This window comes from Paenarthrobacter sp. DKR-5, assembly GCF_018531425.1.
Classification (GTDB): domain Bacteria; phylum Actinomycetota; class Actinomycetes; order Actinomycetales; family Micrococcaceae; genus DKR-5.
The window spans coordinates 217,272-239,767 of the sequence record NZ_JAHBOI010000003.1 but is presented as its reverse complement, the minus strand read 5'-3'; the positions used below and the strand labels follow the sequence as shown (position 1 = coordinate 239,767).

General features: G+C 71.1%; 18 protein-coding genes. 7 read left to right on the top strand and 11 right to left on the bottom strand.

Going from position 1 to position 22,496, the window contains the following annotated elements:
* Positions 1–38: 38 nt before the first annotated feature.
* On the top strand, positions 39–842 hold the full coding sequence (locus KIH31_RS07430) for an RDD family protein (protein WP_214426458.1): 804 nt from the start codon (positions 39–41) through the stop codon (positions 840–842).
* Positions 843–902: 60 nt separating this feature from the next.
* Complete coding sequence (locus tag KIH31_RS07425) at positions 903–1,838, top strand: NAD-dependent epimerase/dehydratase family protein (RefSeq protein WP_307857574.1); 936 nt, start codon at positions 903–905, stop codon at positions 1,836–1,838.
* A 29-nt stretch (positions 1,839–1,867) separates the two neighbouring features.
* Here KIH31_RS07425 and KIH31_RS07420 read toward each other — a convergent pair whose 3' ends face one another.
* Entirely contained in the window at positions 1,868–2,323 is a 456-nt protein-coding gene (locus KIH31_RS07420) for a GNAT family N-acetyltransferase (RefSeq protein WP_214426457.1), read from the bottom strand.
* Between the two features lie 35 nt (positions 2,324–2,358).
* Between KIH31_RS07420 and KIH31_RS07415 the strand changes: the two genes are divergently transcribed.
* Entirely contained in the window at positions 2,359–3,324 is a 966-nt protein-coding gene (locus KIH31_RS07415; protein WP_214426456.1) for a DUF2332 domain-containing protein, read from the top strand.
* Positions 3,325–3,399: 75 nt separating this feature from the next.
* Here the strand turns inward: KIH31_RS07415 and KIH31_RS07410 are convergent, their stop codons facing one another.
* From KIH31_RS07410 to KIH31_RS07395, 4 genes are all read right to left on the bottom strand, one after another.
* The gene (locus KIH31_RS07410) at positions 3,400–4,629 is read right to left on the bottom strand and encodes an Ig-like domain-containing protein (RefSeq protein WP_214426455.1); all 1,230 of its coding nucleotides are present in this window, start codon (positions 4,627–4,629) and stop codon (positions 3,400–3,402) included.
* A 188-nt stretch (positions 4,630–4,817) separates the two neighbouring features.
* Entirely contained in the window at positions 4,818–6,293 is a 1,476-nt protein-coding gene (ahcY, locus tag KIH31_RS07405; RefSeq protein WP_214426454.1) for an adenosylhomocysteinase, read from the bottom strand.
* Between the two features lie 99 nt (positions 6,294–6,392).
* Positions 6,393–6,629, bottom strand: coding sequence for a Trm112 family protein (locus tag KIH31_RS07400; RefSeq protein ID WP_214426453.1), 237 nt, complete (start codon positions 6,627–6,629; stop codon positions 6,393–6,395).
* Positions 6,630–6,751: 122 nt separating this feature from the next.
* Positions 6,752–7,135: a DUF3499 domain-containing protein gene (locus KIH31_RS07395; RefSeq protein WP_214426452.1), complete on the bottom strand. Its 384-nt coding sequence runs from the start codon at positions 7,133–7,135 to the stop codon at positions 6,752–6,754.
* 123 nt (positions 7,136–7,258) lie between these two features.
* Here KIH31_RS07395 and KIH31_RS07390 point away from each other — a divergent pair, with 123 nt between their 5' ends.
* Positions 7,259–7,750 (top strand): metallopeptidase family protein, encoded by a 492-nt coding sequence (locus KIH31_RS07390; protein ID WP_214426451.1) that lies wholly within the window; start codon positions 7,259–7,261, stop codon positions 7,748–7,750.
* A 13-nt stretch (positions 7,751–7,763) separates the two neighbouring features.
* Here the strand turns inward: KIH31_RS07390 and KIH31_RS07385 are convergent, their stop codons facing one another.
* The 3 genes from KIH31_RS07385 to KIH31_RS18085 are packed head-to-tail and all read right to left on the bottom strand — an operon-like array spanning position 7,764 to position 13,304.
* On the bottom strand, positions 7,764–9,401 hold the full coding sequence (locus tag KIH31_RS07385; protein ID WP_214426450.1) for a DUF5719 family protein: 1,638 nt from the start codon (positions 9,399–9,401) through the stop codon (positions 7,764–7,766).
* Positions 9,394–12,735, bottom strand: coding sequence for a glycosyltransferase family 2 protein (locus KIH31_RS07380; protein ID WP_214426796.1), 3,342 nt, complete (start codon positions 12,733–12,735; stop codon positions 9,394–9,396). Before KIH31_RS07380 ends, KIH31_RS07385 begins: the two co-directional genes overlap by 8 nt.
* A 29-nt stretch (positions 12,736–12,764) precedes the next feature.
* The gene (locus KIH31_RS18085) at positions 12,765–13,304 is read right to left on the bottom strand and encodes a WhiB family transcriptional regulator (RefSeq protein WP_250545652.1); all 540 of its coding nucleotides are present in this window, start codon (positions 13,302–13,304) and stop codon (positions 12,765–12,767) included.
* A 264-nt stretch (positions 13,305–13,568) separates the two neighbouring features.
* On the opposite strand from KIH31_RS18085, the gene KIH31_RS07370 reads away from it, so the two are divergent.
* Entirely contained in the window at positions 13,569–14,288 is a 720-nt protein-coding gene (locus tag KIH31_RS07370; protein ID WP_214426449.1) for a TIGR03089 family protein, read from the top strand.
* Here the strand turns inward: KIH31_RS07370 and KIH31_RS07365 are convergent.
* Together KIH31_RS07365 and KIH31_RS07360 are read right to left on the bottom strand one after the other, a co-directional pair.
* Positions 14,263–14,499 (bottom strand): hypothetical protein, encoded by a 237-nt coding sequence (locus KIH31_RS07365; RefSeq protein ID WP_214426448.1) that lies wholly within the window; start codon positions 14,497–14,499, stop codon positions 14,263–14,265. The two genes, KIH31_RS07370 and KIH31_RS07365, sit on opposite strands and share 26 nt — an antisense overlap.
* A gap of 344 nt (positions 14,500–14,843) precedes the next feature.
* Positions 14,844–15,290, bottom strand: a complete 447-nt coding sequence (locus KIH31_RS07360) for a hypothetical protein (protein ID WP_214426447.1) — start codon at positions 15,288–15,290, stop codon at positions 14,844–14,846.
* Between the two features lie 214 nt (positions 15,291–15,504).
* On the opposite strand from KIH31_RS07360, the gene KIH31_RS07355 reads away from it, so the two are divergent.
* Complete coding sequence (locus KIH31_RS07355) at positions 15,505–16,602, top strand: zinc-dependent alcohol dehydrogenase family protein (protein WP_374224859.1); 1,098 nt, start codon at positions 15,505–15,507, stop codon at positions 16,600–16,602.
* Positions 16,603–16,605: 3 nt separating this feature from the next.
* On the top strand, positions 16,606–19,236 hold the full coding sequence (locus KIH31_RS07350) for a cation-transporting P-type ATPase (protein ID WP_214426445.1): 2,631 nt from the start codon (positions 16,606–16,608) through the stop codon (positions 19,234–19,236).
* On the opposite strand, the gene KIH31_RS07345 is transcribed toward KIH31_RS07350, so the two are convergent.
* Positions 19,228–22,449: an HAD-IA family hydrolase gene (locus KIH31_RS07345; protein ID WP_214426444.1), complete on the bottom strand. Its 3,222-nt coding sequence runs from the start codon at positions 22,447–22,449 to the stop codon at positions 19,228–19,230. The two genes, KIH31_RS07350 and KIH31_RS07345, sit on opposite strands and share 9 nt — an antisense overlap.
* Between the last annotated feature and the right edge of the window lie 47 nt (positions 22,450–22,496).

Sequence of the window (22,496 nt, the reverse complement as noted above, 5' to 3'; positions counted from 1 at the left end):
TTCGCCGGAGGACCTGCCGGAGGGATCAGGGGGAGTTCATGAGCGCGATGGTGACCGGCGAGGCCGTGGTCCTGGAGCTGCGGCCCGCGTCGTTCGCGCTGCGCGGCGTCGGCCTGCTGATCGATGTGGCGGCCCAGGTACTCGTCGCCGTGCTGCTCTTCCTCGGCATTGGGACGGTGCCGAATCTGCTGGACCGTGCCGCGGGCCGCATCCTGGTCCTGCTGAGCCTGGTGCTCGTCTTCGTCGCCGTCCCCGTCGCGGTGGAGACGGCGAGCAGGGGCAAGTCGCTGGGAAAGCTCGTGATGGGGCTGCGTGTTGTGCGCGACGACGGCGGTGCGCTGCGCTTCCGGCACGCCCTGATTCGCGCCCTGGTCGGCGTCTTCGAGATTTACCTGATGGCGGGGGCGGTGGCGTTCATCGTGTCGCTGCTCAATGACCGCTCCAAGCGCCTCGGGGACATGCTCGCCGGAACCTATTCGATGCGCGAGCGCGTGCCCGCGGCCCCGGCGCCGCTGGCCCCTGCGCCGGCCTTCCTGGCCGGGTGGGTAACCAGCGCGGACCTCGGCCGGCTCCCCGACGGCACTGCACGGCGGGTGCAGTCCTTCCTCAGGCAGGGACCGCAACTGGCACCCGCTTCACGTGATCTGCTGGCTGCCGAACTCGTCTCCGAGGTTGCCTCCTTCGTGGCCCCGCCGCCGCCGGCGGGCACGCCCGCCGGCGCGTTCCTTGCGGCAGTCATGGCCGAGCGGCGCGACCGCGACTACCGCCGGCTGCTGTCGCGCCGGGATGCAGCAGCCCGCACCGGGGAGCGGCTGCGGCGGCTGCCCTTCGGGCTGGAATGAACCGTCCGCGGGTGCCGTAGAGTGCGGGGTTGAACTGTTTGACCAATCCGGGGGGATGCGGTGCGTGCGATCTTGCTGGGCGGTACCGGTGCCATGGGCGGCGCGACCGCTCAACGGCTCGCTCTTGCGGGCTGGGACGTGGAAGTCACCGGGCGCCAACGCTCGGGCATGCCGGACGAGCTCTTGCGGGCAGGGGTCCGCTTCCACCGGCTGGACCGGACGGACACCCGCGGTGTTGCAGGGTTGATCGGCGGCGGCGCTGACCTGATCGTCGATCTCGTCGCCTACAAGGCCGCAGACGTCCGCGCGCTCCTTCCGGCGATGGCGTCCGCGGCCAGTCTCGTGCTGGTGTCCAGCCGCGCCGTGTACGTCGACGACGCCGGCCGTCACATCAACGGCGACGAGCCTCCCCGGTTCCGCAGACCGGCCCGTGAGGACTCCTGCACGGTGCCGCCGGCTGCCGACGAGGTCGATCCTTTCACCCGCGAGGGGTACGCGCCCTGCAAGGTCGCCGCCGAACGGGTAGCGCTTGATTCAGGGCTTCCGGTCACCGTGCTCAGGCCGTCGAAAGTGCACGGCAGATGGGCACGGAACCCCCGCACCAAGGATTTCGTCGGGCGGATGTTCGCCGGCGAGCAAACGGTGGCACTCGCCGATGCGGACGCCGTCGACCACCTCTCTGCCGCAGCAAACGTCGCCGCGCTCATCGAAACGGTTGCCGCCCACCCCGGGCGGCGGATCCTGAACTCCGCCGACCCGGACACCCCCACCGCCGAGGAGATCGTCCGCGCCATCGCAGCCGAGCTTCAGTGGCACGGCACAATCGAGCATGTGCCCGGCGGTTCCGGGCGCGGCCACCACCCATGGCGCACCTCGTTGACTTTGGACACCACCGCCGCCCGGGACCTTGGATATCAGCCGGTGGGCAACGCCTTGGACCTGCTCATCGACGAAGTCCGCTGGGTCCTGGGCGGACGTTCACCGGTCGCGGGTTGATCCCGCCGCTGGCCGAACCGCGACGCCCCCTACGGCGCGCACTCGAAGAGGACTAGCTCGGACCTACCCTCGTCAGCGTTCACGCCGTGAATCTGCGGCAGCCGGGCAATCGGGCGGAATCCCATGGCCTCATGCATGCGGATCGAAGCCGCGTTGTGCTCGTTGGCGAAGTAGTAGGCGCGGGCCGATCGTTCCTTGATCCAGTCGAGCCTTGCCCTGGTGAGGTGCGACCCGACACCCTGCCGGCGAAAAGCCGGCAGCACGAGGACTCCCCCAAGATAGTGTCCGGCCGGCGCTGTCCCGTCGGGTTCCGGATAAAAATGGGTCTTGGCGATGCCGACAATCCGGTTCCCTTGGAGGGCCACGAGTACTGTCCGGCCTGTCTGCGGAGCAAGCGCCTCCTTCGTCCAGGGAGCACGCCCGGCAGCGTTGCAGACATCTGCTGCCTGGGCCAGGTCAGCGGGGGTCGCTTCGCGGAGCTTCATGCGCACAGCCTACTGCCGGCGTAGGGTGTGGAACTGTGGGGACCAGGACAGCGGACGTGTACCGCAGCTTTGCCGAGATCGAGGCGAGAAACGTGTCGCCGGTCTTCCACGAATGGGCCAGCGCAGTCGCAGCGGATCCCCAGGTCCTGGCGTTGATTGAGGCGCTGCCGCCCACCAAGCGTCAGCCGAATCTTGTCTTCGCGGCCGCCCGCTTCCTGGGCGCTCCGGCCGGCCCGTATCCGGTATTCCGGTGCTGGCTGCTGGAGCACTGGGCCCGGACGGACCGCGTGATCCGGGAACGGTCGACGCAGACCAACGAAGCCGGACGCTGCGCGGTTCTGCTGCCGGTGCTCAGCAGGCTGGAAGGGCCGCTGGCGCTCATTGAGGCAGGCGCATCGGCGGGGCTGTGTCTCTACCCGGACCGCTACAGCTACCGCTACGGCGCCGGCGGCCGCATTGTCGCCCTCGACCCGGCCGGCGGCCCGAGTCCTGTCAGGCTCGCCTGCCGCATCGACGAGGGCAGCGTCCCGGATTCCATCCCCGACGTCGTCTGGCGCTCCGGCGTCGACCTGAACCCCGTCGACGTGCGCAGGCCCGCCGAGCTCCGCTGGCTGGAGGCCTTGGTCTGGCCCGAGCACGACGAACGCCGGCGCCGCTTGCACGCCGCGGCAAACCTGGTCGCCGCGGCACCGCCGCGGCTGGTGCGGGGCGACCTGGTGGAGACCGTCATGGAACTCGTGCAGGGCGCGCCGCCCGGCGCCCGGGTCGTGGTGTTCCACAGCGCTGTGCTCGTCTACCTCGAACCTGAACGACGTGCACGGTTCGTCGACGTCATGCGTTCCCTGCCCGAGGTCACCTGGATCAGCAACGAAGGCGAACGCGTACTCCCCCGGATCACCGAACTGGTCAAAGTCCCTGTCAACGGGCGCACCATCCTCTCCGTCAACGGTGTCCCGGCTGCGCTCGTCGGTCCCCACGGTCAAAGTTACGAAGCGCTCTGACCCGTTCCGCAGCACATCAGCAGCACGCCAGCGGCCACCCTTCAGCACACCGGCGGGAATAACCGGCCGGCCGGATCAGCGCTTGGCGTACTGCGCCCAGGGGATGTTCCAGTCCCCGAAGCCGTCTGTGTGGTCCGCGTAGTCGCCCTTGGTGTTGACTACCTTGACGACGTCGCCCACGCCCATGTGGTTGAACACCCAGCCGGCGCCCTGCGCGCTCATGCCGATGCAGCCGTGGGAGAGGTTGATGACCCCGAGGTACGGCAGTGCGGTGTCCGTGGCCTGGTGGATGAACTCGCCGCTCCAGGTCAGGCGGGTGGCGTAGTTGACGTCCAGTTCACCGTAGTTGGCGGGGTCCCCGGGCTTGAGGCCGATGGTCGCCGCGACGAAGTGCGCCTTGCGCTGGTGCCCCATCAGCACCAGGTATCCGCGGGCGGAGGGGAACCGCTTGTCCCCCATCGTGACCGGCCAGCTGCCCGCCGGCTTGTCGTTGATGCTCACGGTCATCTTCATCGCCGTGGCGTCCGCAATGGCGACCTTCTTGTCCCCGATCGGGATGCTGATGGTCTTGTTGAAGTTGCCGATCTGGCCGCCGCCGAAGTCGACGCCGAACAGGTTCATCGCGACGGTGATCGTGCTGTGCGCGGCCCAGAAGTCCTTCGCCCGGTAGCGGACCTTTTTGTCGCTGTACCAGTGGAAGGCGCCGGCCTGGTGCGACGTCGTCGTGATTTTGATGGCCTTCTCCACGGCTGCCTTGTTCGTCACCGGCTCGCTGAAGTTGATCTCGATGGGCTGGGCCACCCCGACCTGCTGGCCGTCCTGCGGGTAGATGGCCGCATCAGCTTCGTACAGCGTGGGCACTGTCTGGAAGGTCTCGGTCTTCTTGGTTTCGCGGCCCGCGCCGTCCACGGCGGTGAAGTTCCAGGTGTAGGTGGCGTTGAAGGCAAGCGGACCCTTGGCGGTCCAGGTCGAGCCGTCCGCGCTGGTGGTGCCCTGCACCTCGGTGCCGTCGTCGGCCACCAGGCTCACGTTGGTGATTTTGCCGCCGGCGGCCTTCGCCTCCACCGGCAGTGCCGGGTTGACGTGCTGGGCCCCGTCGACGGGCGTGGCGCCGATCTGCACGGGCTTGACCACGGGGGCGGCGAATCCGGGGACCGCCCGGGCAGGAGCTGAAGCCTCGGATCCGATCGGGCTGCGCGCCCAGGAGGGCGCTGTGGCCACGCCAATGCCGCCGGCGAGCACGAGCGCTCCGGCCGCGACGAGCGCGCCGATCTTCCATCGGGTTCGGGTTGTCTTCTCAGCCATACTGTCTCCGCCTCGGTGCCCGCGGGCATCCCCCCACACTGGGCGCAGCCGCTGTGACTGCCCTTTAATTTTACGGCACCCGGGACGCCGCCCCGCGGCGGGGCGCGTTGCAGTGCGGCAACATTATGCTGCAGGTCTTCCGGTGGTGTCCGGGGAGCCGCGCGGACGCGGCTCCCCGGCCCCGAAGCCTAGTAGCGGTAGTGGTCGGCCTTGTACGGACCGGCGACGTCGACGTCGAGGTATTCCGCCTGCGACTTGCTCAGCTCCGTAAGTTCGACGCCGAGGGCCGCCAGGTGCAGCCGGGCCACCTTCTCGTCGAGGAGCTTGGGCAGCACGTAGACCTGCTTCTTGTACTCGCCGGTGCCGTGCTTGGTGAACAGTTCGATCTGCGCGATCGTCTGGTTCGCGAAGGAGTTGCTCATCACGAACGACGGGTGGCCGGTGGCGTTGCCGAGGTTGAGCAGGCGCCCCTCCGAGAGGACGATGATGGACCGGCTGCTCTCTCCCGTGGCCGGGTCCTCCTCGAAGACCCATTCGTGCACCTGCGGCTTGATCTCGACCTTCTTGACGCCGGGAATGCGCGCCAGGCCAGCGATGTCGATCTCGTTGTCGAAGTGGCCGATGTTGCCCACGATCGCCTTGTTCTTCATGCCGAGCATGTGCTCGGCCATGATGACGTCCTTGTTGCCCGTGGTGGTGATGAAGATGTCGCCCTGGTCCAGCACCGATTCGAGCCGCGCCACCTGGTAGCCGTCCATCGCGGCCTGCAGCGCGCAGATCGGGTCGATCTCGGTGACGATCACACGCGAGCCCTGGCCGCGCAGAGCCTCCGCCGCGCCCTTGCCGACGTCGCCGTAGCCGCAGACGACGGCGACCTTGCCGCCCATCAGGACGTCGGTGGCCCGGTTGATGCCGTCCGGCAGCGAATGCCGGATGCCGTACTTGTTGTCGAACTTGCTCTTGGTGACCGAATCGTTGACGTTAATCGCGGGGAACAGCAGCTTGCCCTGTTCGGCGAGCTGGTAGAGGCGGTGCACGCCCGTCGTCGTCTCTTCGGTGACGCCCTGGATGCCCTCGGCGATGCGGGTCCACCGCCGGGGGTCCTCGGCCAGGCTGCGGCGGAGCACGTCGAGAATGATCCGGTACTCCTCCGGGTCCTCCGCGGAGGCCTGCGGGACCGCGCCCGCTGCCTCGAACTCGACGCCCTTGTGCAGCAGCAGGGTCGCGTCGCCGCCGTCGTCGAGGATCATGTTCGGGCCCAGCGAGGGGTCTTCGTCGGCGCCCGGCCAGGTCAGGATCTGCTGCGCGGTCCACCAGTATTCTTCCAGCGTCTCGCCCTTCCAGGCGAAGACCGGCACACCGGCCGGCTCCTCGACGGTGCCGGTGCCGACCACGATGGCAGCCGCGGCCTCGTTCTGGGTGGAGAAAATGTTGCAGGACGCCCAGCGGACCTCGGCTCCGAGCGCCGTCAGCGTCTCGATCAGCACGGCGGTCTGCACGGTCATGTGCAGCGAACCGGCGATCCGGGCGCCCTTGAGCGGCTGGCTCGCGCCGAACTCGGCGCGCAGGGACATCAGCCCGGGCATCTCGTGCTCGGCCAGGCGGATCTGGTGGCGGCCGGCCTCGGCCAGCGACAGGTCGGCGACCTTGTAATCAAACGTCATCGGGAGTCCTTCCGGAACGGTGTGCAGCTGGTGGTAGTGCTGGCCTGATGGTGCTGGGGCCCTGTTGGTACTGGGGCCCTGTTGGTACGGGGGCGGAGCCTAGGAACGGGGCGCGGGGGAGCCCGCGCCGTCGTGCTGATCGGATCCGGCGTCGGCCGCGGAGTCCAGCACCTCCGGCGCCAGCAGCAGCGGGATGCCGTCCTCGATGCGGTAGCGCGGGATGCTGCCGTCCGGCCCGGGGACTGTCGCAACGAGGTCGTCGCCGTCCACGGCCAGCGGCGCGCCCGTGACGGGGCAGCGGAGGACGGCGAGCAGCTCCGGGCTGAGGTGAGGCATGGGATGGGCTCCTAGGCGGCTGGTTCGGGTGCGGCGTGCGCCCTCCAAGCCTAACGCGCGGCCGCGATGATAGCGGCCAGGGCGGCTCCGGGGCCCAGACGCGGTGCAGCGGGCCCGGGGGGTCAGGAAGGTTCGCGCAGCACGCGCAGGTGGCCGCGGCGCGGCCCGGCCGAACCGGCGGGAGGCTCGAGCGAGCCCTTCGGTTCGCGCTGCACCGGTTCCGGGTCGCTGCCCGCCGACGCCGCCTCGCGCACTGCGTCGGCGAGGGCCAGCAGGTCGTCCGGACCGGGGCCGGGCGGAGTCGAGGGCATGGCCAGCCGGAGCACCTCCCAGCCGCGGGGCACGGTCAGGCGGCCGGCATGTTCGGCGCACAGGTCGTAGCAGTGCGGCTCCGCGTACGTGGCCAGCGGTCCCAGCACTGCCGTGGAGTCCGCGTACACATACGTCAGCGTGGCCACGGCCGCTTGGCGGCAGGCTGATCGCGAACATTGACGTATGGCTCCCACGACAGTCCAGATTACCGCCTTGGCGGCCACCGGCCCGGCATTGGCCGGCCGGACGGCCTGCGTGGCGCCCCGGAGCAGTGGCCGCTCTCGCCCGCAGCGGTCCCGGGCATTAGAGTTCTTGTTATGCAGTTACCGCAGAACGGACCCTCCTTCACGGTCCGGCTGACGGCCGCCGGGGGTCGCGGACAGGCAGCGCGCAGCTTCAGGGCGCGGCACCGGGACCGGCACGGCCGCGGGCTGCGCGGGGAGCTCCTGCCGCCCACTTTGCCGGGATACCGGACGCGGATGGACAAGTTCGATGACCTGGTGACGGACTCGGCGGAGCGGCTGCACGATCTGCAGGGCGCGGCTTTGGATGCGGTGCAGTTCGCCGTGGAGGAGATTCCGCCGGCGCTTGAGGAACTTGTCGCCTCCGGGCAGCGGGCGCCGCTGGGCGCTCACCGCCGCGGCACCCCGTCCACCGTGACGGTGTACCGCAGGCCCGTGGAGCAGGCTGCGCTCGGGCCGGAGGACCTCCGGGAACTGGTGCACGACGTCGTGGTGGAGCAGACAGCCGAGCTGCTCGGCGTTGCCCCGGAAACCCTGGACCCGATTTACCGCCGCAGCGACCGCTGAGCGGCCGCCGCCCTCAGAAGCCGACAGTGACCGGGATGCTGCTCTGCCCTGTCGCCGCCGGCGGGAGCCCGAGCACGGAAATCCCCTGCTGGCCGCCGCCGGTGAGCACCTGTGCGCCGTAGGCCGCCGCTCCGCTCGCGGAGACGATGAACCCGGCCACGTCCTTGCCGCCGGCCGCGGCAGTGTCCACGACCGCGGTGGTTCCTGCCTGCAGGTTCAGCGTGCGCGCGTCGCCCAGTGAGCCGTTCGAGGCCACCGGCACCAGGCTGATCTTCGACTGCCCGTCGGGGGCTCCGAACACCAGCCGGGAATCCAGGCCCTGGGGCACCGGCACCAGGTGCTGCGCGCCGAGGCGGACGCCGTTGGCAGAGACGGCGAAGTCCACGGACGCGTCGGACTTCGTCCCGCGCACCACGCGTGCCGCCGCGGTGATGGCCGTGTCCGACTTGACCGCCACGGTGTAGGTGCCGGCCGGAACCCCGGTGAGCGGCAGTTCGGACACGGCGCCGGCCGGCGCCCGGAAGACTCCCCCGCCGGGCAGCGGCTGCTGGCCGTTCTGCCCGTAGAGGCGCACCTCGACGACGGCGTCGCTGGCGCCGGGGACGGCTACCTGCAGCGCCGCGGCCGCGTCGGCAAAGCCGTCCTTGCCGCGCAGGGCATCCGCTGTTGCGGGCGCCTGCAGGTCCAGGCCGCTGAGCACCTGGCTCAGGGCGGGCTGCGCCGCCGGTTCAATGAATTCGACGCCGCCTGGCGCCAGCCCGCGCAGCACGCTTTGCTGGATCGTCGCGGTGACGGGGCCGCCGCTGCTCTTGAGCCGCACGGCCAGCTTCTGCTGGTTCGCAGCCAGGCCGGCGAGCACGATCGACCGGGTGCTGCCCGGGGAGACGAGCAGTCCGCGGCTTCCGGCGGCTTCGACGACGCCCTTGTCCCCGAACAGGTCCAGGTTGACTGTCGCCGGCGTCGGCGAGGCGTTGGTGATGTTGAGGATGGCGGTCCGTCCGACGGTGGTGCTGGCTCCCACCAGCCACAGGTCGTTCGAGGGCTGCTGGCAGCCCGCCGCGGCGAGGCCCCGCAGGTCCCCGTCGGTCGCCGAGTAGCGCATCAGGGCCGCTGCCGCCGGCTGTTCGCCGTCCTGCTGGTCGGCGGTGAGCATCATGGTGCCGCTGGCCGGAAGGGAGCGCACGACGGCGGCCTTCTGACTGGGCGGTCCGGCCGCCGGGGCGGCGCCGGCCGCGGGAGGGCTGGCCAGCGTCGCGGCCGGGCTGCCGGCCCCCATCCGCGTGATCCGGCTGCCCGGCAGCACGCCGGTGTCGTTGCTGAGCACCAGCGCGCTCAGGGCGCTGCTGGCCGTGGTCGAATCCGGGCTGAACTGCGGGTCGGTGCCGCTGACGGACCCTTCCAGCAGCCGGGCCGGCTGCGGGCACACTCCCACGGACCGGCCTGCCGGGACGGCCGCGGACGGTGCCGGGAACGAGGGCGCCGCCGGGGGTGCGGCAAGCGAGCCGGCTGCGACCAGGGCGGTTGCCGCCACTGCAATTGCCGCTCCGGCGAGCACACCCAGGACAGCGGTGCTGCCCGGGGCCTTGCGGAGCCGGGAACGCTGGCGTTCGCCGGCGGGGCGGTCCGCCGGCGTCGTCGTCTTCTCAGACATGTGCACCTTCCCTGCGCAGGGCGCCTTCGTCGCGTGAGATGCCCGACCGCCGGCGCCGGGCCCGCAGCGGGACGGCGAGCAGGACGGTCAGCCCCAGCACGATGATCTGCAGGGCTGCCAGCCACGGTGCCCAGTCGCTGTCATGCCTGACCTCCAGATGACCGCCCGAGGCGGGCACCGTGAAGGACTGGGCCCATCCGCTGGTGGTGGAGGTCAATTTGCGTCCGTTGAGGTACGCGGCCCAGCCCCGGTCGGAGCGCTCGGCAAGCACCAGTTGGCGGCCCTCCGGACCGCGCGGCACGGTGGTGTCGATGTCGGTCAGCTCCGAGTTGATCCCGGCCAGGGTCCGGCCCTGGCTGTCCACCAGGCGGGCGCGGTACACCGCGTCCGGGGTCTTGACCCCGTCGGCAGCGGGCGGCGTGACGCGCCAGAGCCAGCCGGCGTCGGTCTGGCCGATGGAGTCAAGGCCTGGCACCGAGTCGATGCGGCCGGCCAGGAGTTCCGCGGCCGTGTTGGAGTGCTGCAGCACCACGAAGCCTGCGCCGAGCCGCTCGAGGCTGGCCCGCGGGTCAACGCCGGTAGCCGCGACCACGGTGGCGACGGCGCTGCGCAGGTCCGTGGTGGCCGCGTCATCCGGGGCGACCTTTTCGGCCCCCGGTGCGCCGGTGATGCCGCGTGCGGCCGCAATCGCCGAGAGCCTGTCCAGCGTGGTGCCCGCGCCGCGCATCAGCGCGGAGGTCACGGCGCCGTCGTCGTCGACGCTGAGCACGAGGCTGCGGCTCTGCTCCGGGCCGGTGCCGCGGTCCGTGGCAGTGGCAGGAAGGGTGCGCTGCGGGCCCGGACCCACCACGCGGGCGGTGCCGAGGCCGGCAGCGCCCCGTGCGGCCTGCGCCGAGCCGTCCGGCTGGAGGGCGGCGGCCGGGGTGCCCGGGTCGGTGAGGTTGCGCGCGGTGTAGAGAGCTGTGCCCAGGGCCGGAACGAGGGCCAGCACCGCGGCCACGACGACGACAGCGGCGCGCACCGCGGGCTGCGCCGCGCGTCCCCCGCGGCGGCCGGCAAGGCGGCGCAGCAGTTCATCAGCCCCGGCCACGGCGGCCGCCAGCAGGGCGAAGCACGCCAGCGAGACAGCCGGTCCGGGGAACGGGGCGACCAGGGTGTTGCCCGTCTGGGCTGCCGGGACGCGGCCCGCCAGCCAGCCTGCGGCGAGGGCGAGCAGCGCCACGAGCCAGAATCCGCGGGCAAGCCACGCCCAGCGGCCGGGCACGAACAGCGCCACCGCGGCTGCCAGCACGAGCGGTCCGCCGAGCACGAGGGCTGCGGCCAGCGCCCAGGCGCCGCCGGAGGGCAGGGCGCCCAGGCCGGTGATCCCGGCAGCGGCGTCGAACCGGACGGGTTGCCCCAGCAACTGCTCCCACAGGGGCGCGGGGTTGAACGGCAGCGGGACTCCCGGATCAGCGAGAAGCGCCCGCGGAGTCTGCAGCGCGGAAAGGACGAACGGCAGCAGCAGGGCTGCCCCCGGCAGCAGGGACCACCAAAGGGTCTTGGCCCGGCGCGGCATCAGGGCTGTCACTGCCAGCACTGCCAGCACGGCCACCGGGAAAAGCAGCGGCGAACACGCGGCCAGCGCGGCCAGCGCGAGACCGGCGGCAGCCGCCGCGGTCCAGGAGGGGACGCCGTTCGTGCCGGGCTTCGCCGGCCGCTCCGCGCCCCTGCGCTCAGCCGGTTCCGCTGCCTGGGCCCCGGCTGCGCCCTTGGCCAGTCCCAGCGCCCGGATCATCCCCAGGACGACGGCGGGGATGAGCAGGTGCGCAAGCACGGCACCCAGCCGGCCCTGCCCGAGGGCCACCTGCAGCGACGGTGCCGCTGCCCAGGCCAGCGCAGCCACGAAGCGCGGCCAGCGGCGGCGGGTCAGCGACGCCGCGACAAACCACGCACCCAGGCCCGCGAGCGGAAGAGCGAGCAGCAGGGTCCAGATGACGGCCAGTGACGCGTTGCCGAAGCCGAGCACTCCGAGCAGCCAGAGGACGTAGTCGAAAGGGTCGCCGTGGCCGGCGAAGCCTGGCCCGAGGCTGATCCACCAAGCGGAGGCGTTGTGCCAGATCTCGCCCAGGCTGTCCGAGACGGGAAGCAGGGCGCCTCCGGTGGCGGCCTCGGCGCCAAACAGGCGGGAGAAGGAAATCAGCGACGCAGCGAGCAGCAGCAGGGCAGAGACCAGGGCGCCGGTGCCGGCCCAGCCGCGCTCGGCGGTGGCGAGAGCGGCGAAGTCATCGGTGGAGTCGCCGCTGGGCTCGAATCCGCGGCTGTCGCTGCCGGAGCCGTCCCCGACGACGTCCTCGGGTGCCAGGGATTCGAGCAGCGAACGCCGGTGCGCCCAGACGTCGCGCCGGGAGGTGCGCAGGGCGCGCGGGACGCTGCGCGAGACGGTGCGGGTCCGGGCCGCGCTGCGCCGTGACCGCCAGAGCGCGGCCGGGCGCAGCAGGGCCGCCACCGTGGCGACCAACTGGGTGGCCCCGTAGCCCGGGTCCTTGGCGAGCACCGTGAGGACGAAGCGGAGCAGGCTGCCCAGCAGGGCGCCAAGGGCAAGGAACGGCACCTGCCAGAACGGGGCATGCTTCAGCCGCAGGTGCACCTGGGCCTGGCGCCCAGCCGCCGCGTTGCCCAGGGCCCGGGGCCGGTGGGCCGCGTGGAACATCCGGGCGCCGGGCACCACGACGACGCGGTTGCCCGCGAGCCGGTTGCGCCAGCACAGGTCGACGTCGTCGCCCACTCCCGGGACGGCCGGGTCGAAGCCCTTGAGGGCTTCCCAGACGTCCCGGCGCACCAGCATGCCGGCGCTGTTCACGGCGAACATGTCGCTACGGCCGTCGTACTGGCCCTGGTCCAGTTCGTCGAGGTCGATCAGGGTGACGCGTTCGGCCCAGCGGCTCACGGAGAGCCCCACGTCAATCAGCCGGCGCGGCTCGTCCCAGTCCAACTGCTTGCAGCCCGCGATCGTCACCGAGGGGGCGCGCTCGACGGCGTGAAGCAGTTCCGCCAGCGCCTCGGGGTCCGGGGCGGCGTCGTCGTGCAGCAGCCAGATCCAGTCCCCGGAGGCATCCCCTTCCCGCGAGGCAGGCGTCAGGGACGCCAGGCCGGCCTTGACAGCGCCGCCGAAACCTCCCCGTGCCGGGGACAACCGGAGGACGCGCTCCTCGCCCAGCGCCCCTGCGAGCAGGTCGTAGGAACTGTCCGAGGAGTCGGCGTCGATCCCGGCCACCGCGTCGGGCGCCCGGGTTTGGGCGGCAAGTGCCGCCAGTGTTCTGGGGAGATACTGCGCGCCGTCATGGGCAACCAGGACAGCGGTAACGCGTACTTGCTGAAGAATCAGACCGCTCGCTTCCGCAACCGGCGACGTTCGCGCTCGGACAGGCCGCCCCAGATCCCGAAGCGCTCATCGTTCGAGAGTGCGTACTCCAGGCATTCGGAACGGACGTTGCAGGCCGCGCAGACCTTTTTCGCGTCCCGGGTGGAGCCGCCCTTCTCCGGGAAGAATGCCTCGGGGTCCGTCTGGGCGCACAGCGCGTCGCTTTGCCAGCCGAGTTCACCCTCGTCGTCAAAATCGTTGCCGCCGGGAAGTCCGATCCAGACCGGCTGTGCCGGGCGCTGGTCGGCGACGAGGTCCATCGGGGCGTCCTCGATGCCGCTCAGGTCGGAAAGAGCAGTGGTTTCGAGTGCCTCGTGGGCTGCCAGGAAGGCGGTGGCCTGGTCGTCCAGCGTCCGCTGCGTGTCCTCGTTGAAGCGGCGGGCGGCGGACGGGTCTGCCGGGTCAACGTACCAGTCGCTCGGCACCCCCCGGGAACCGTACTGTGCCGACGCTTGCGCAGCCACGCTGGAAACTTGCTGAACCCTCTCCGCTTGTCCCATGCCACCCCTCCATGTGCTTGGATCAAAACCGTAATTGTTGGATCGAGTAACCACCGCGTTGTTGACCGCTAACCCGGGACCTTCGATACCTAATTACACGCGTGTAAGACTCTCTGAGTCAAGCGGCGGCGGGAATCTTATCGAGTTACTTTCCGGTCCGCCCGGCACGCCACGCGCGTGTTTTGAAGACTATTGTTCGGCGTGTCCCTGCCGCGCCGCAGGTCAGGCCGTTTCGGCCTATGCGGCGCGTGGCAGGATGGGTCTATGCCAACCCCCGTTTCCCGCCTGATGGCGGACCTGCGTTCCATCAATCCCACCTCGCCGCGGCTGACGTGGTACGGCCCGAACGGCGAGCGCGTGGAGCTTTCCGGCCGGGTCCTGGACAACTGGGTGGCCAAGACGGCGAACCTGATGGTGGACGAGCTCGACGCCGGTCCCGGCACCTCCGTCCGGCTGGCCCTGCCGGCCCACTGGCGGTCGCTGGTGTGGGCACTGGCGGTTTGGCAAGCCGGAGGCACTGTCGTGCTCGGACCCGCGGAATCGGACATCGACGTCACGGACCAGCCCGCGGATTCGGCGGGGCGGACCACCGCAGCAGTGGCCCTGGGTGCACTGCAGATGTCCTGGCCCGGGGCACTTCCGGCAGGGGTGATTGATTACGCGGCCGAAGTCCGCGCGCACGGCGACGTGTTCGTGCCGTTCGACGAACCTTTTGCATCCGACGCTGCGCTGCTCGACGGCGAGGCCCTGCTGGACGGCGAAGCCGCCGCCAGCTTCGAGGACCTTGGCGGGAGCTACCCCCGCGCCGCCGCCCACGGCAGCAGGCTGCTCATCAGGGCCGGCGACGGGCTGGCGGCGGCACTGCCGCTGGCGCTGGGCGCCTGGCTGGCCGGCGGCTCCGTTGTGCTGGTCCACCCCGAGGTGGAGGTCAGCGAGCGGCTCCTCGCCAGCGAACAAATCAGCCGTTCGGGCGCCGCGGACTGACCACGGCGCCGGCGTGCGCCTTGCTCCTGATGAAGGTCCTGTCCTCGTCGGAGAGCGCTGCTTCCCCGTGCGGCCCGGTCTGGCCGTCCACTTTGGTGGCGCGCCCGATCGCCGCAACCACAGAGGGCGGCAACAGCACGCAGCCCGGATTGCTGACAAGCCACTGCTGGGTGGCGCCGTCGAGCTGGTCCCACTGTTCCTTGATACGCATGAGCTTCCTGGCCCCCATCGGTTCCCGTTCGGTCGTGTCTTGTGGTGGGTGTTCGCTGCCGCTGCGCTATGGACGCCGGCCGCCCGCGAGACGGCGGCTGCCGGCAGCCTCTGCCCCGGACCGGCGCCTCGGCCGTGCCAGGAAGGCCAGCACCGCTGTTGCCTGCGCCAGCGCGGCGGGCGGCGAACCCAGCGGGTAGTACCAGCGGCGGCCGCCAAACCGCACCGAGCGCCTGGTCCCGCCGGATCCTGAGGGAGCTTCGTGCAGCCAGGGCCCGCAGTCCTCCACGCGCGGACGGGGCGCCACAGGCAAACGCGGCGCCTGGCGCCCGCGGTCGGCCTGCTTCATGCCCACAGGCCGCCCGACGATCGTGCCGCATCCTGCAGCCATCCTGTCCGGCCGAAGGCGGACGGGTGCGCGCGCATTGCCGCCGCCCGCGCAGCGGCCGCAGCGGGCGCCGACTGCCTGCCCTTGATCAGGAACAGGCCGCCGTTGTGCGTGCCCAGGTCGATGAACCCCTCGTCCCCGCGGAGGGCGATCGCGAATACTTCCGTGCCCAGGAACGAGGCGACATAGGCCCGCACGCTGCGACGCAGCTCCCGGTCCCCCGGCGAGGGCGCCGCGGAGAGGACCAGGTCCGGGACCTGGTCGCAACCGCCGATCCGTTCGAAGCTAACCGTCAGCCGGCCCTCCGCCGCCGACCGCCCCGACCCGGCGGGAACGGCGCTGTTCCCGCCGGCGGCTCCGGGTCCGTTGCGCCGCTCCCGGCGCTCCGACAGCTGTTCGGTCATTATCGTCTCCCGTCCCGAGGCTCCCCCAGCCTGCGGCGCCCCGGCTCTGCGCTCGTTCCGGCTTTTCCCGACCTCCACCCTCCCGCAGCAGCGCGTCGGCAGGTAGGGACTTTCGGCCCGGTGGTGCCAGGACTCCCGCAGCGGCCGAGGGGACTTCCGGCCCTAGCCGCCCCCAGGACCGCCTTGCAGGCTGGAAGCGAGCTGGACCCGGCCGGTGGCCGGGAGGAACACGCACTTCAGAACGGTGCGGCCGCCGCCGGCCGGCGCCGCCCGGCGGAGAGGAACGAGGCCGCCGGTGCATGCGTGGTGGGTAGGGACTCCAGGCCCGATGGCGACGGACCCTCTGGCCTCCGGGGAAAGACCGGACCCGGTTCCCGGCCCCGGGGAACTGCTGCTGGCGGTGTCCGTCTGCGGGGTGTGCCGCACGGACCTGCACCTCGCCGAAGGAGACCTGGCCCCGCACCGTCCCGGCACCGTCCCGGGCCACGAGATCGTCGGGAGCGTGGTGGCGCTGGGTCCGGGCTGCCGGCGGTTCAAGCTCGGCGAGCGCGTCGGCGCCGCGTGGCTCGGCGGAACCTGCGGATCCTGCAGGTTCTGCCGGCGCGGCACCGAAAATCTGTGCCTCGCACCCGTGTTCACCGGCTGGGACCGTGACGGCGGCTACGCCGAACTGGCCGTGACCGCGGAGGCCTTCGCCTACCGGCTCCCCGATGCCTTCGGCGACGAGCAGGCCGCGCCCCTGCTCTGTGCCGGCATCATCGGCTTCCGGGCCCTGCAGCGGGCCGCGCTGCCCCCGGGCGGCCGGCTCGGCATCTACGGTTTCGGAGCCTCTGCCCACCTCACCGCCCAGCTGGCCCTGCACGCCGGCGCCTCGGTCAGCGTGATGACCCGTTCGGCGTCCGCACGCCGGCTCGCCGAGGAGCTGGGCGCGGAGTTCACCGGCGGCGCCCAGGACGCGCCGCCGCAGCCGCTGGACTCCGCCATACTGTTCGCCCCCGCCGGGGACCTGGTGCCGGCCGCGCTGCGCGCGCTGGACCGGGGCGGCACGCTCGCAGTCGCCGGGATCCACCTCTCGGAAGTGCCGGCGCTGGACTATGCCCGCGAGCTGTTCCAGGAACGCCAGCTCCGCAGCGTCACGGCGAACACCCGGGCCGACGGGGAACAGTTCCTGCAGATCGCGGCCCGGATCGGGCTGCGCCCCGCCACCACGGTTTATCCTCTCGCGGAGGCTGACCGGGCGCTGCGGGACCTGGCTGAGGACCGGATCACGGGCGCAGCGGTGCTCCGCGTCTCCGCGTCGGCCCGGCACTAAGCCATGGCCGCCGCCCAGCCTGGTACCTCAACCTACGGTGTTTCCGGCCTCAGCTCCGCCGAGGCCGCCGAGCTGCTCGCCGCCGTGGGCCCGAACCAGCTGGCCCGGGTCCGTCCGGTCCCCCGCTGGCGCAAACTGATGGCCGAGCTGACGCATTTTTTCGCCCTGATGCTGTGGATCGCGGCCGGGCTGGCTTTCGTGGCGGGCATGCCGCAGCTGGGCATCGCCGTCATCGTGGTGGTGCTGGTCAACGGGGTCTTCGCCTACATTCAGGAAGAGCGCGCCGAACGGGCGTCCGTGAAGCTGCGCGAGCTGCTTCCGTCCGAGGTGCTGGTGCGCAGGGACGGCCGGGTGCAGCGGGCCGACGCCGCCACTGTCGTTCCCGGCGACGTCGTCGTCTTGGCAGCGGGTGACAGGATCCCCGCCGACCTGCATTTCGCCGTTGCCGCCAACTGTTCGGTGGACGAGTCAATGCTCACCGGCGAAAGCGAGCCGATCGCAAAGAAAGCCTCCGACGCCGCCTGGGGTGGCACTTTCCTGGTCAACGGCGAGGCCGAGGGTGTCGTCTCCGCCACCGGCAGCCGGACGCGCCTGGCCGAAATTGCGACCCTGACCACGAACGTCCGGCCGCCGCAAAGCCCGTTGAACACGGAGCTGCGGCGGATCGTGCGCATCACGGCGGCGCTGGCGCTCGGCGTCGGCGGGGTGTTCTTCGTGTTGTCACTGCTCGTCGGCATCTCCTGGCGCGACGCGTTTCTGTTCGCGATCGGCGTCGCCGTCGCCCTCGTCCCCGAGGGGCTGCTGCCGACGGTCACCCTGTCGCTGGCCATGGGCGCCCAGCGGATGGCCGGCAGGAAGGCCCTGGTCCGCCATCTTCAGGCGGTTGAGACCCTCGGCTCCACAACGTTCATCTGCACCGACAAGACCGGCACCCTGACGCAGAACAGGATGAGCGCCGTCGAGGTGTGGACCCCAGCGGGCAAGGTCGCCGTCCAAGGCACGGGGTATGAGCCATCTGCCCGCGTCGCCGGCAGCAGCGAGGCCGTTGAACTGGCGCGCAGGCTCAGCATTGCCGCCACCCAGGCATCGCAAGGCAGGATCGTGCAGCAGGACGGGCTCTGGGCCGCGCTCGGTGACCCGATGGAGGCCGCCCTCGACGCCCTCGCCCACCGCCTGGCCCGTGAGGCCGCCCCCCTGCCGCCCAAGCCCGGGATGCGCTTCGCCTTCGACCCGCGACGTCGGCGCGAGTCCGTGATCGTGGGCCCGATGCTGTGGACGAAAGGGGCGCCGGAGTCGGTGCTGCCGCTCTGCCGCCTGCCGGCTGCGGGCAGACCGGACGGGGAGGGCGTACAGGACGGCGCTGTCGAAGCCCTGGAGGAGATGGCCGCCCGCGGGCTGCGGGTGCTGGCGGTCGCGGAACGCCGGCTCCCGGATGAACTGGCGGCCGGCGGCACTGCCCTCACCCCGGAGGTCATCGAACAGGACCTGACCCTGCTGGGGCTCATCGGCCTGCATGACCCTCCGCGGCCTTCCGCCGCCGCGGCGCTCCGGGCGGCGCGGGCCGCCGGCATCCGGGTGGCCATGATCACCGGCGACCACCCCGCCACCGCCGCGGCCATTGCCCGCGAGACCGGGCTGCTCGGCACAGACGAAATGGTGCTCGAAGGCGGTTCATTGCCCGCCGACGACCAGATCCTTGGTGCCATGCTGGACCGCGATGGGGTGGTGGTGAGCCGGGTCTCTCCGGAGCAGAAACTTCGGGTGGCCCGCGTACTGCAGGAACGCGGCCACGTTCTGGCGATGACCGGCGACGGCGTCAACGACGGACCGGCACTCCAGGAGGCGGACATTGGCGTCGCGATGGGCCTCTCCGGCACGGACGTGGCCCGCGAATCGGCCGACCTGGTGCTGCTCGACGACGATTTCGCCACTATCGTTGTGGCCGTCGAACAGGGCCGGGCCACCTACGCCAACATCCGCCGTTTCCTCACTTACCACCTCACCGACAATGTTGCGGAGCTCACGCCGTTCGTGATCTGGGCCCTATCCGGCGGCCAGTTCCCGCTGGCCCTCGGTGTGCTGCAAATCCTCTGCCTGGACATCGGCACGGATCTGCTGCCGGCGCTCGCCTTGGGCGCTGAGCGGCCCGGAAAGGGCGTGCTGAAGCGGCCGCCCGAGCGCCGGCACCTGATGGACAAGGCGCTTATGGTCCGAGTCTTCGGCATCCTCGGTCCAACCGAGGCGGTGCTGGAGATGATCGCCTTCATCGTCGTCCTCTGGGTGGCAGGCTGGCGGCCCGGGCAGTCCTTTCCTGGCCCGGAGGTGCTGCTGGGCGCATCCGGGGCGGCCTTCACTGCCGTCGTCCTGGGCCAGATGGCGAATGCCTTCGCCTGCCGCAGTGCCACGGTGCCGCCGTGGCGGCTTGGCTGGCTGAGCAACAGGCTGCTGCTCTGGGCCGTGCTGTTCGAACTGGCCGCGCTCACCGCGTTCCTCGACATTGGCCCCCTGGCCGCCGTCCTGGGCCAGGCCCCTCCCCCGCCGCCCGGGCTGGTGGTCGCCGCACTAGCGGTCCCCGCTGTGCTGGCAGCCGACTACCTGAACAAATCCTTCCGGCGGCGCCGGCTCTCATCCTGAAGGCGGCCCGGGCAGCTCGAAGTCGTGTTCCTCGCCGGGCCCGATCCGCGCCTCCGCTGGCCCCACCCTCACCCGCACCGGCGCAGCCGTGCCCGGGGCCGCCGTGATCCGCAGCCGTCCGTGTTCGAGCGTGACGTCGAGCAACTGGTCGCGGTAGCGCAACTGGAAGGACACCCCGCGCAGCCCGGCGGGCATCCGCGGCGTGAAGACCAGCGCGTCGTGAGTCATTCGCATCCCGGCGAACGTGCGCTGGATGACGTCGATGGTGCCAGCCATGGCGCCAAGGTGGATTCCGGTCGAGGTGGTGCCGCCCTGGGTGTCATCCAGGTCCGCATCCAGGGCCTCCCGAAAAGTCTTCCAGGCAAGCTCCGGATCCCGGCTGGCGAGCACCGAAGCATGCGCTACCCGGCTCAATGTGGAGCCATGGGCGGTGCGCGCGAGATAGAAGTCGACCGTACGGGCCAGTTGTTCCGGCGTCACCGTATAGTCCATCCGGTCCAGCAGGGAGATCAGATGCTCCTCGCCGAACACGTACAGCAGCATCAGCACATCCGCTTGTTTGGCCATCTGATAGCGGTTGGCACTGTCGCCCTCGGCTTCGAGGATCAGGTCGAGCCGTTCAAGCTTGCCGTAGTTGCGCCGGTACCGGTCCCAGTCCAGTTCCTGCAGCCGGCCGTAGCCTTCGAACTGGCTGATGACGCCGTCGCCGTGGAACGGTACGAACATCCGTCGGCTCAGGTGTTCCCAGCGGTCCAGTTCGGAGGAGCCGATCCGCAACCGGTCCCGCAGGTCCTCCCGGTCATGGCCCTGGATCAGGTCAAGGATGTGCACCGCACGGCCGCAGGTCCAGGCGGCAAGCACGTTGGTGTAGGCGTTGTCGTTCAGCCCCTGCCCGGGACTTTCCGGGTAGCCGTCGTGGTACTCGTCAGGGCCCATCACCCCGCGCAGGTGGAACCGGTCCGTTTCCGGATCGTGCTCGGCCAGCGAGATGAACAGCCTGGCGACTTCGACGATCAGCTCAGCCCCGTGCTGCAGCAGCCAGAGCCGGTCCTCCGTCGCCTCGAAGTACTGCCAGGCGTTGTAGGCCACCGCGAGCCCCACGTGCCGTTGCAGCCGGGAGTGGTCCGGCACCCAGTGCCCGGACCGCGGGTTGAACAGCCAGAGCGGCGTCTCCTCGGTTCCGTCGCTCCCGCTTTGCCAGGGAAACTGGGCTCCGTCGAGTCCCAGGGCCTGCGCCGCGTCGCGTGCGGCGTCGAGCCGGCGCCACCGGTAGTCCAGCAGCGCCCGCGACACCGACGGCAGCCTCGAAGTCACCAGCGGCAGGACGAACAGCTCATCCCAGAAGACATGCCCCCGGTACCCCTCGCCGTGCAGCCCGCGCGCAGGAACACCGGCGTCGAGTTCGGCGGTGTGCACCGTAAGGGTCTGGAGCAAATGGAAGACATGCAGGTTCAAAATAAGCTGGTTCTGAGGGCCGGCGTCGAGCTCGACGACGAAAAACTGCCAAAGCCGCCGCCATTCCGACGCGTGCGCTGCCAGGACTTCGCCGAAACGTTCCGGGCTCCGGGCCAGGACGGCGAGCGCCCCGGAGCGCGGGGACGACGTGGCCCAGTCCCTGGACGTCATCAGCGCCACGGTCTTGTCGACCACCAGCGGCACCCCGTCCTCAAGCTCCACCTCGAACCTCCGCCAGTAGCGGCCTTCCTCTTCCTCGGCCACGCCGACGGCGGGCCGGGAGAGCACCGTGCGCACGGCGGCGGCGATCCGGATGTGGCTCTGGCTCGTCTGCACGTCGACGGTCTGAATGCCGTCCTCGGACACCGCGGCGCCCAGGGTACTCAGGTGCCGGATGGCCAGCAGCGCGTCTTCGCGCACGTTCAGGTTCGCCACGTCGGTGTCGATGCCGCTGCGCAGGCTCACCGGCCCGTGCCAGCCGCGGGCGGTCAGGGTGGTTTCCAGGGCGGCAAGGTGCGGGTCCGCCATCGACACCACACGCCGCTGCCGCACCTCCAGCTCCTGGCCGGCGTCGTCGACCAGGAGAACATGGCGGTGCAGCACCGCCTGCCGCAGATCCAGTTCACGCCGCTCCTGGCGGAACTTCAGGCCACCCTCGGACCACCAGCGGCCGCCGCCGATCCGCACATCGAACACCAGCCAGTTGGGCACGTTGACCATGTGCTCGTCCTCAACCCGCTGGCCCTGGATGATGCTGACCAGCCGGTTATAAACGCCGGCCAGATACGTTCCCGGGTAGTGCAGCGCCCCCGCCCGGCTTTCCGGAGCGGTGCCCCGCGTGCCCAGATACCCGTTGCCGAGCGTGGTCAGCGCCTCGCGGTGGGCCTCGTGCGCCGGCTCGAAGCCCTCGTAAACGAGCAGCCAGGGGTCGGTGAGCACGAGGCCGATGTCGAATTCGCTGACGTCGCCGAGCACCTGGTGGGCTCCGGCGGCTTCCATTTCGGCCCGCAGCGCGGCCCTGTCGATGCCGACGACGAGTCCGAAACCGCCGCGGTGCGCGGCCAGCACCCCGGGCACCGAGTCCTCGAGCACGGCCACCTGGGCCGGGGGCAGCGCGAGCCGGCGAGCCGCTTCGAGGAACAGTGCGGGGTCCGGTTTGCCCGGCAGGCCGAGCTCGGCGGCCGTCACGCCGTCGATGACGATGTCGAAGACGCCCTCAAGGTGCGCGGCGGCCAGCACCGCCGCGGCGTTGCGGCTGGCGGTGACGAGCACCACCGGCACCTGGCCGGCACGCAGCCTGTCCAGCATCTCGATCGTGCCGGGAAACGTGCGCACGCCGTGCAGGCGCAGCCGGTCCAGGAACAACTCGTTCTTGCGGGCGCCGAGGCCGGCCACGGTCCACTCCGCGGAGGAGTCCCCAGGCGAACCTTCCGGCAGCACGACGCCGCGCGACTGCAGGAAGGTGCGCACGCCGTCCTCCCGGGTCCGGCCGTCCACGAACCGGCGGTAGTCCTCGGCGGTGAACGCGCCCAGCCGCGCCGTCGCCGGCAGCCGGGGATCCTGCAGCACGTCGTCGAAAAGCTGCCTCCAGGTCTCCGCGTGCACCTCGGCAGTGTCCGTGACGACCCCGTCGAGGTCGAAGATCACTGCCGCGAACGGCGATAGCGTTCCGGCGACCGTGGGCGACGTTGCCCGGGCAGGCGCGGCTCCCCCGGCCCCCGGTGCACCGCCGGCTGGTGCACTCTCCGCTCCTCGCATCCGCAACCGCCTTTCGCCCACCAGCCAACACCGGCCGGGCGGCCCGC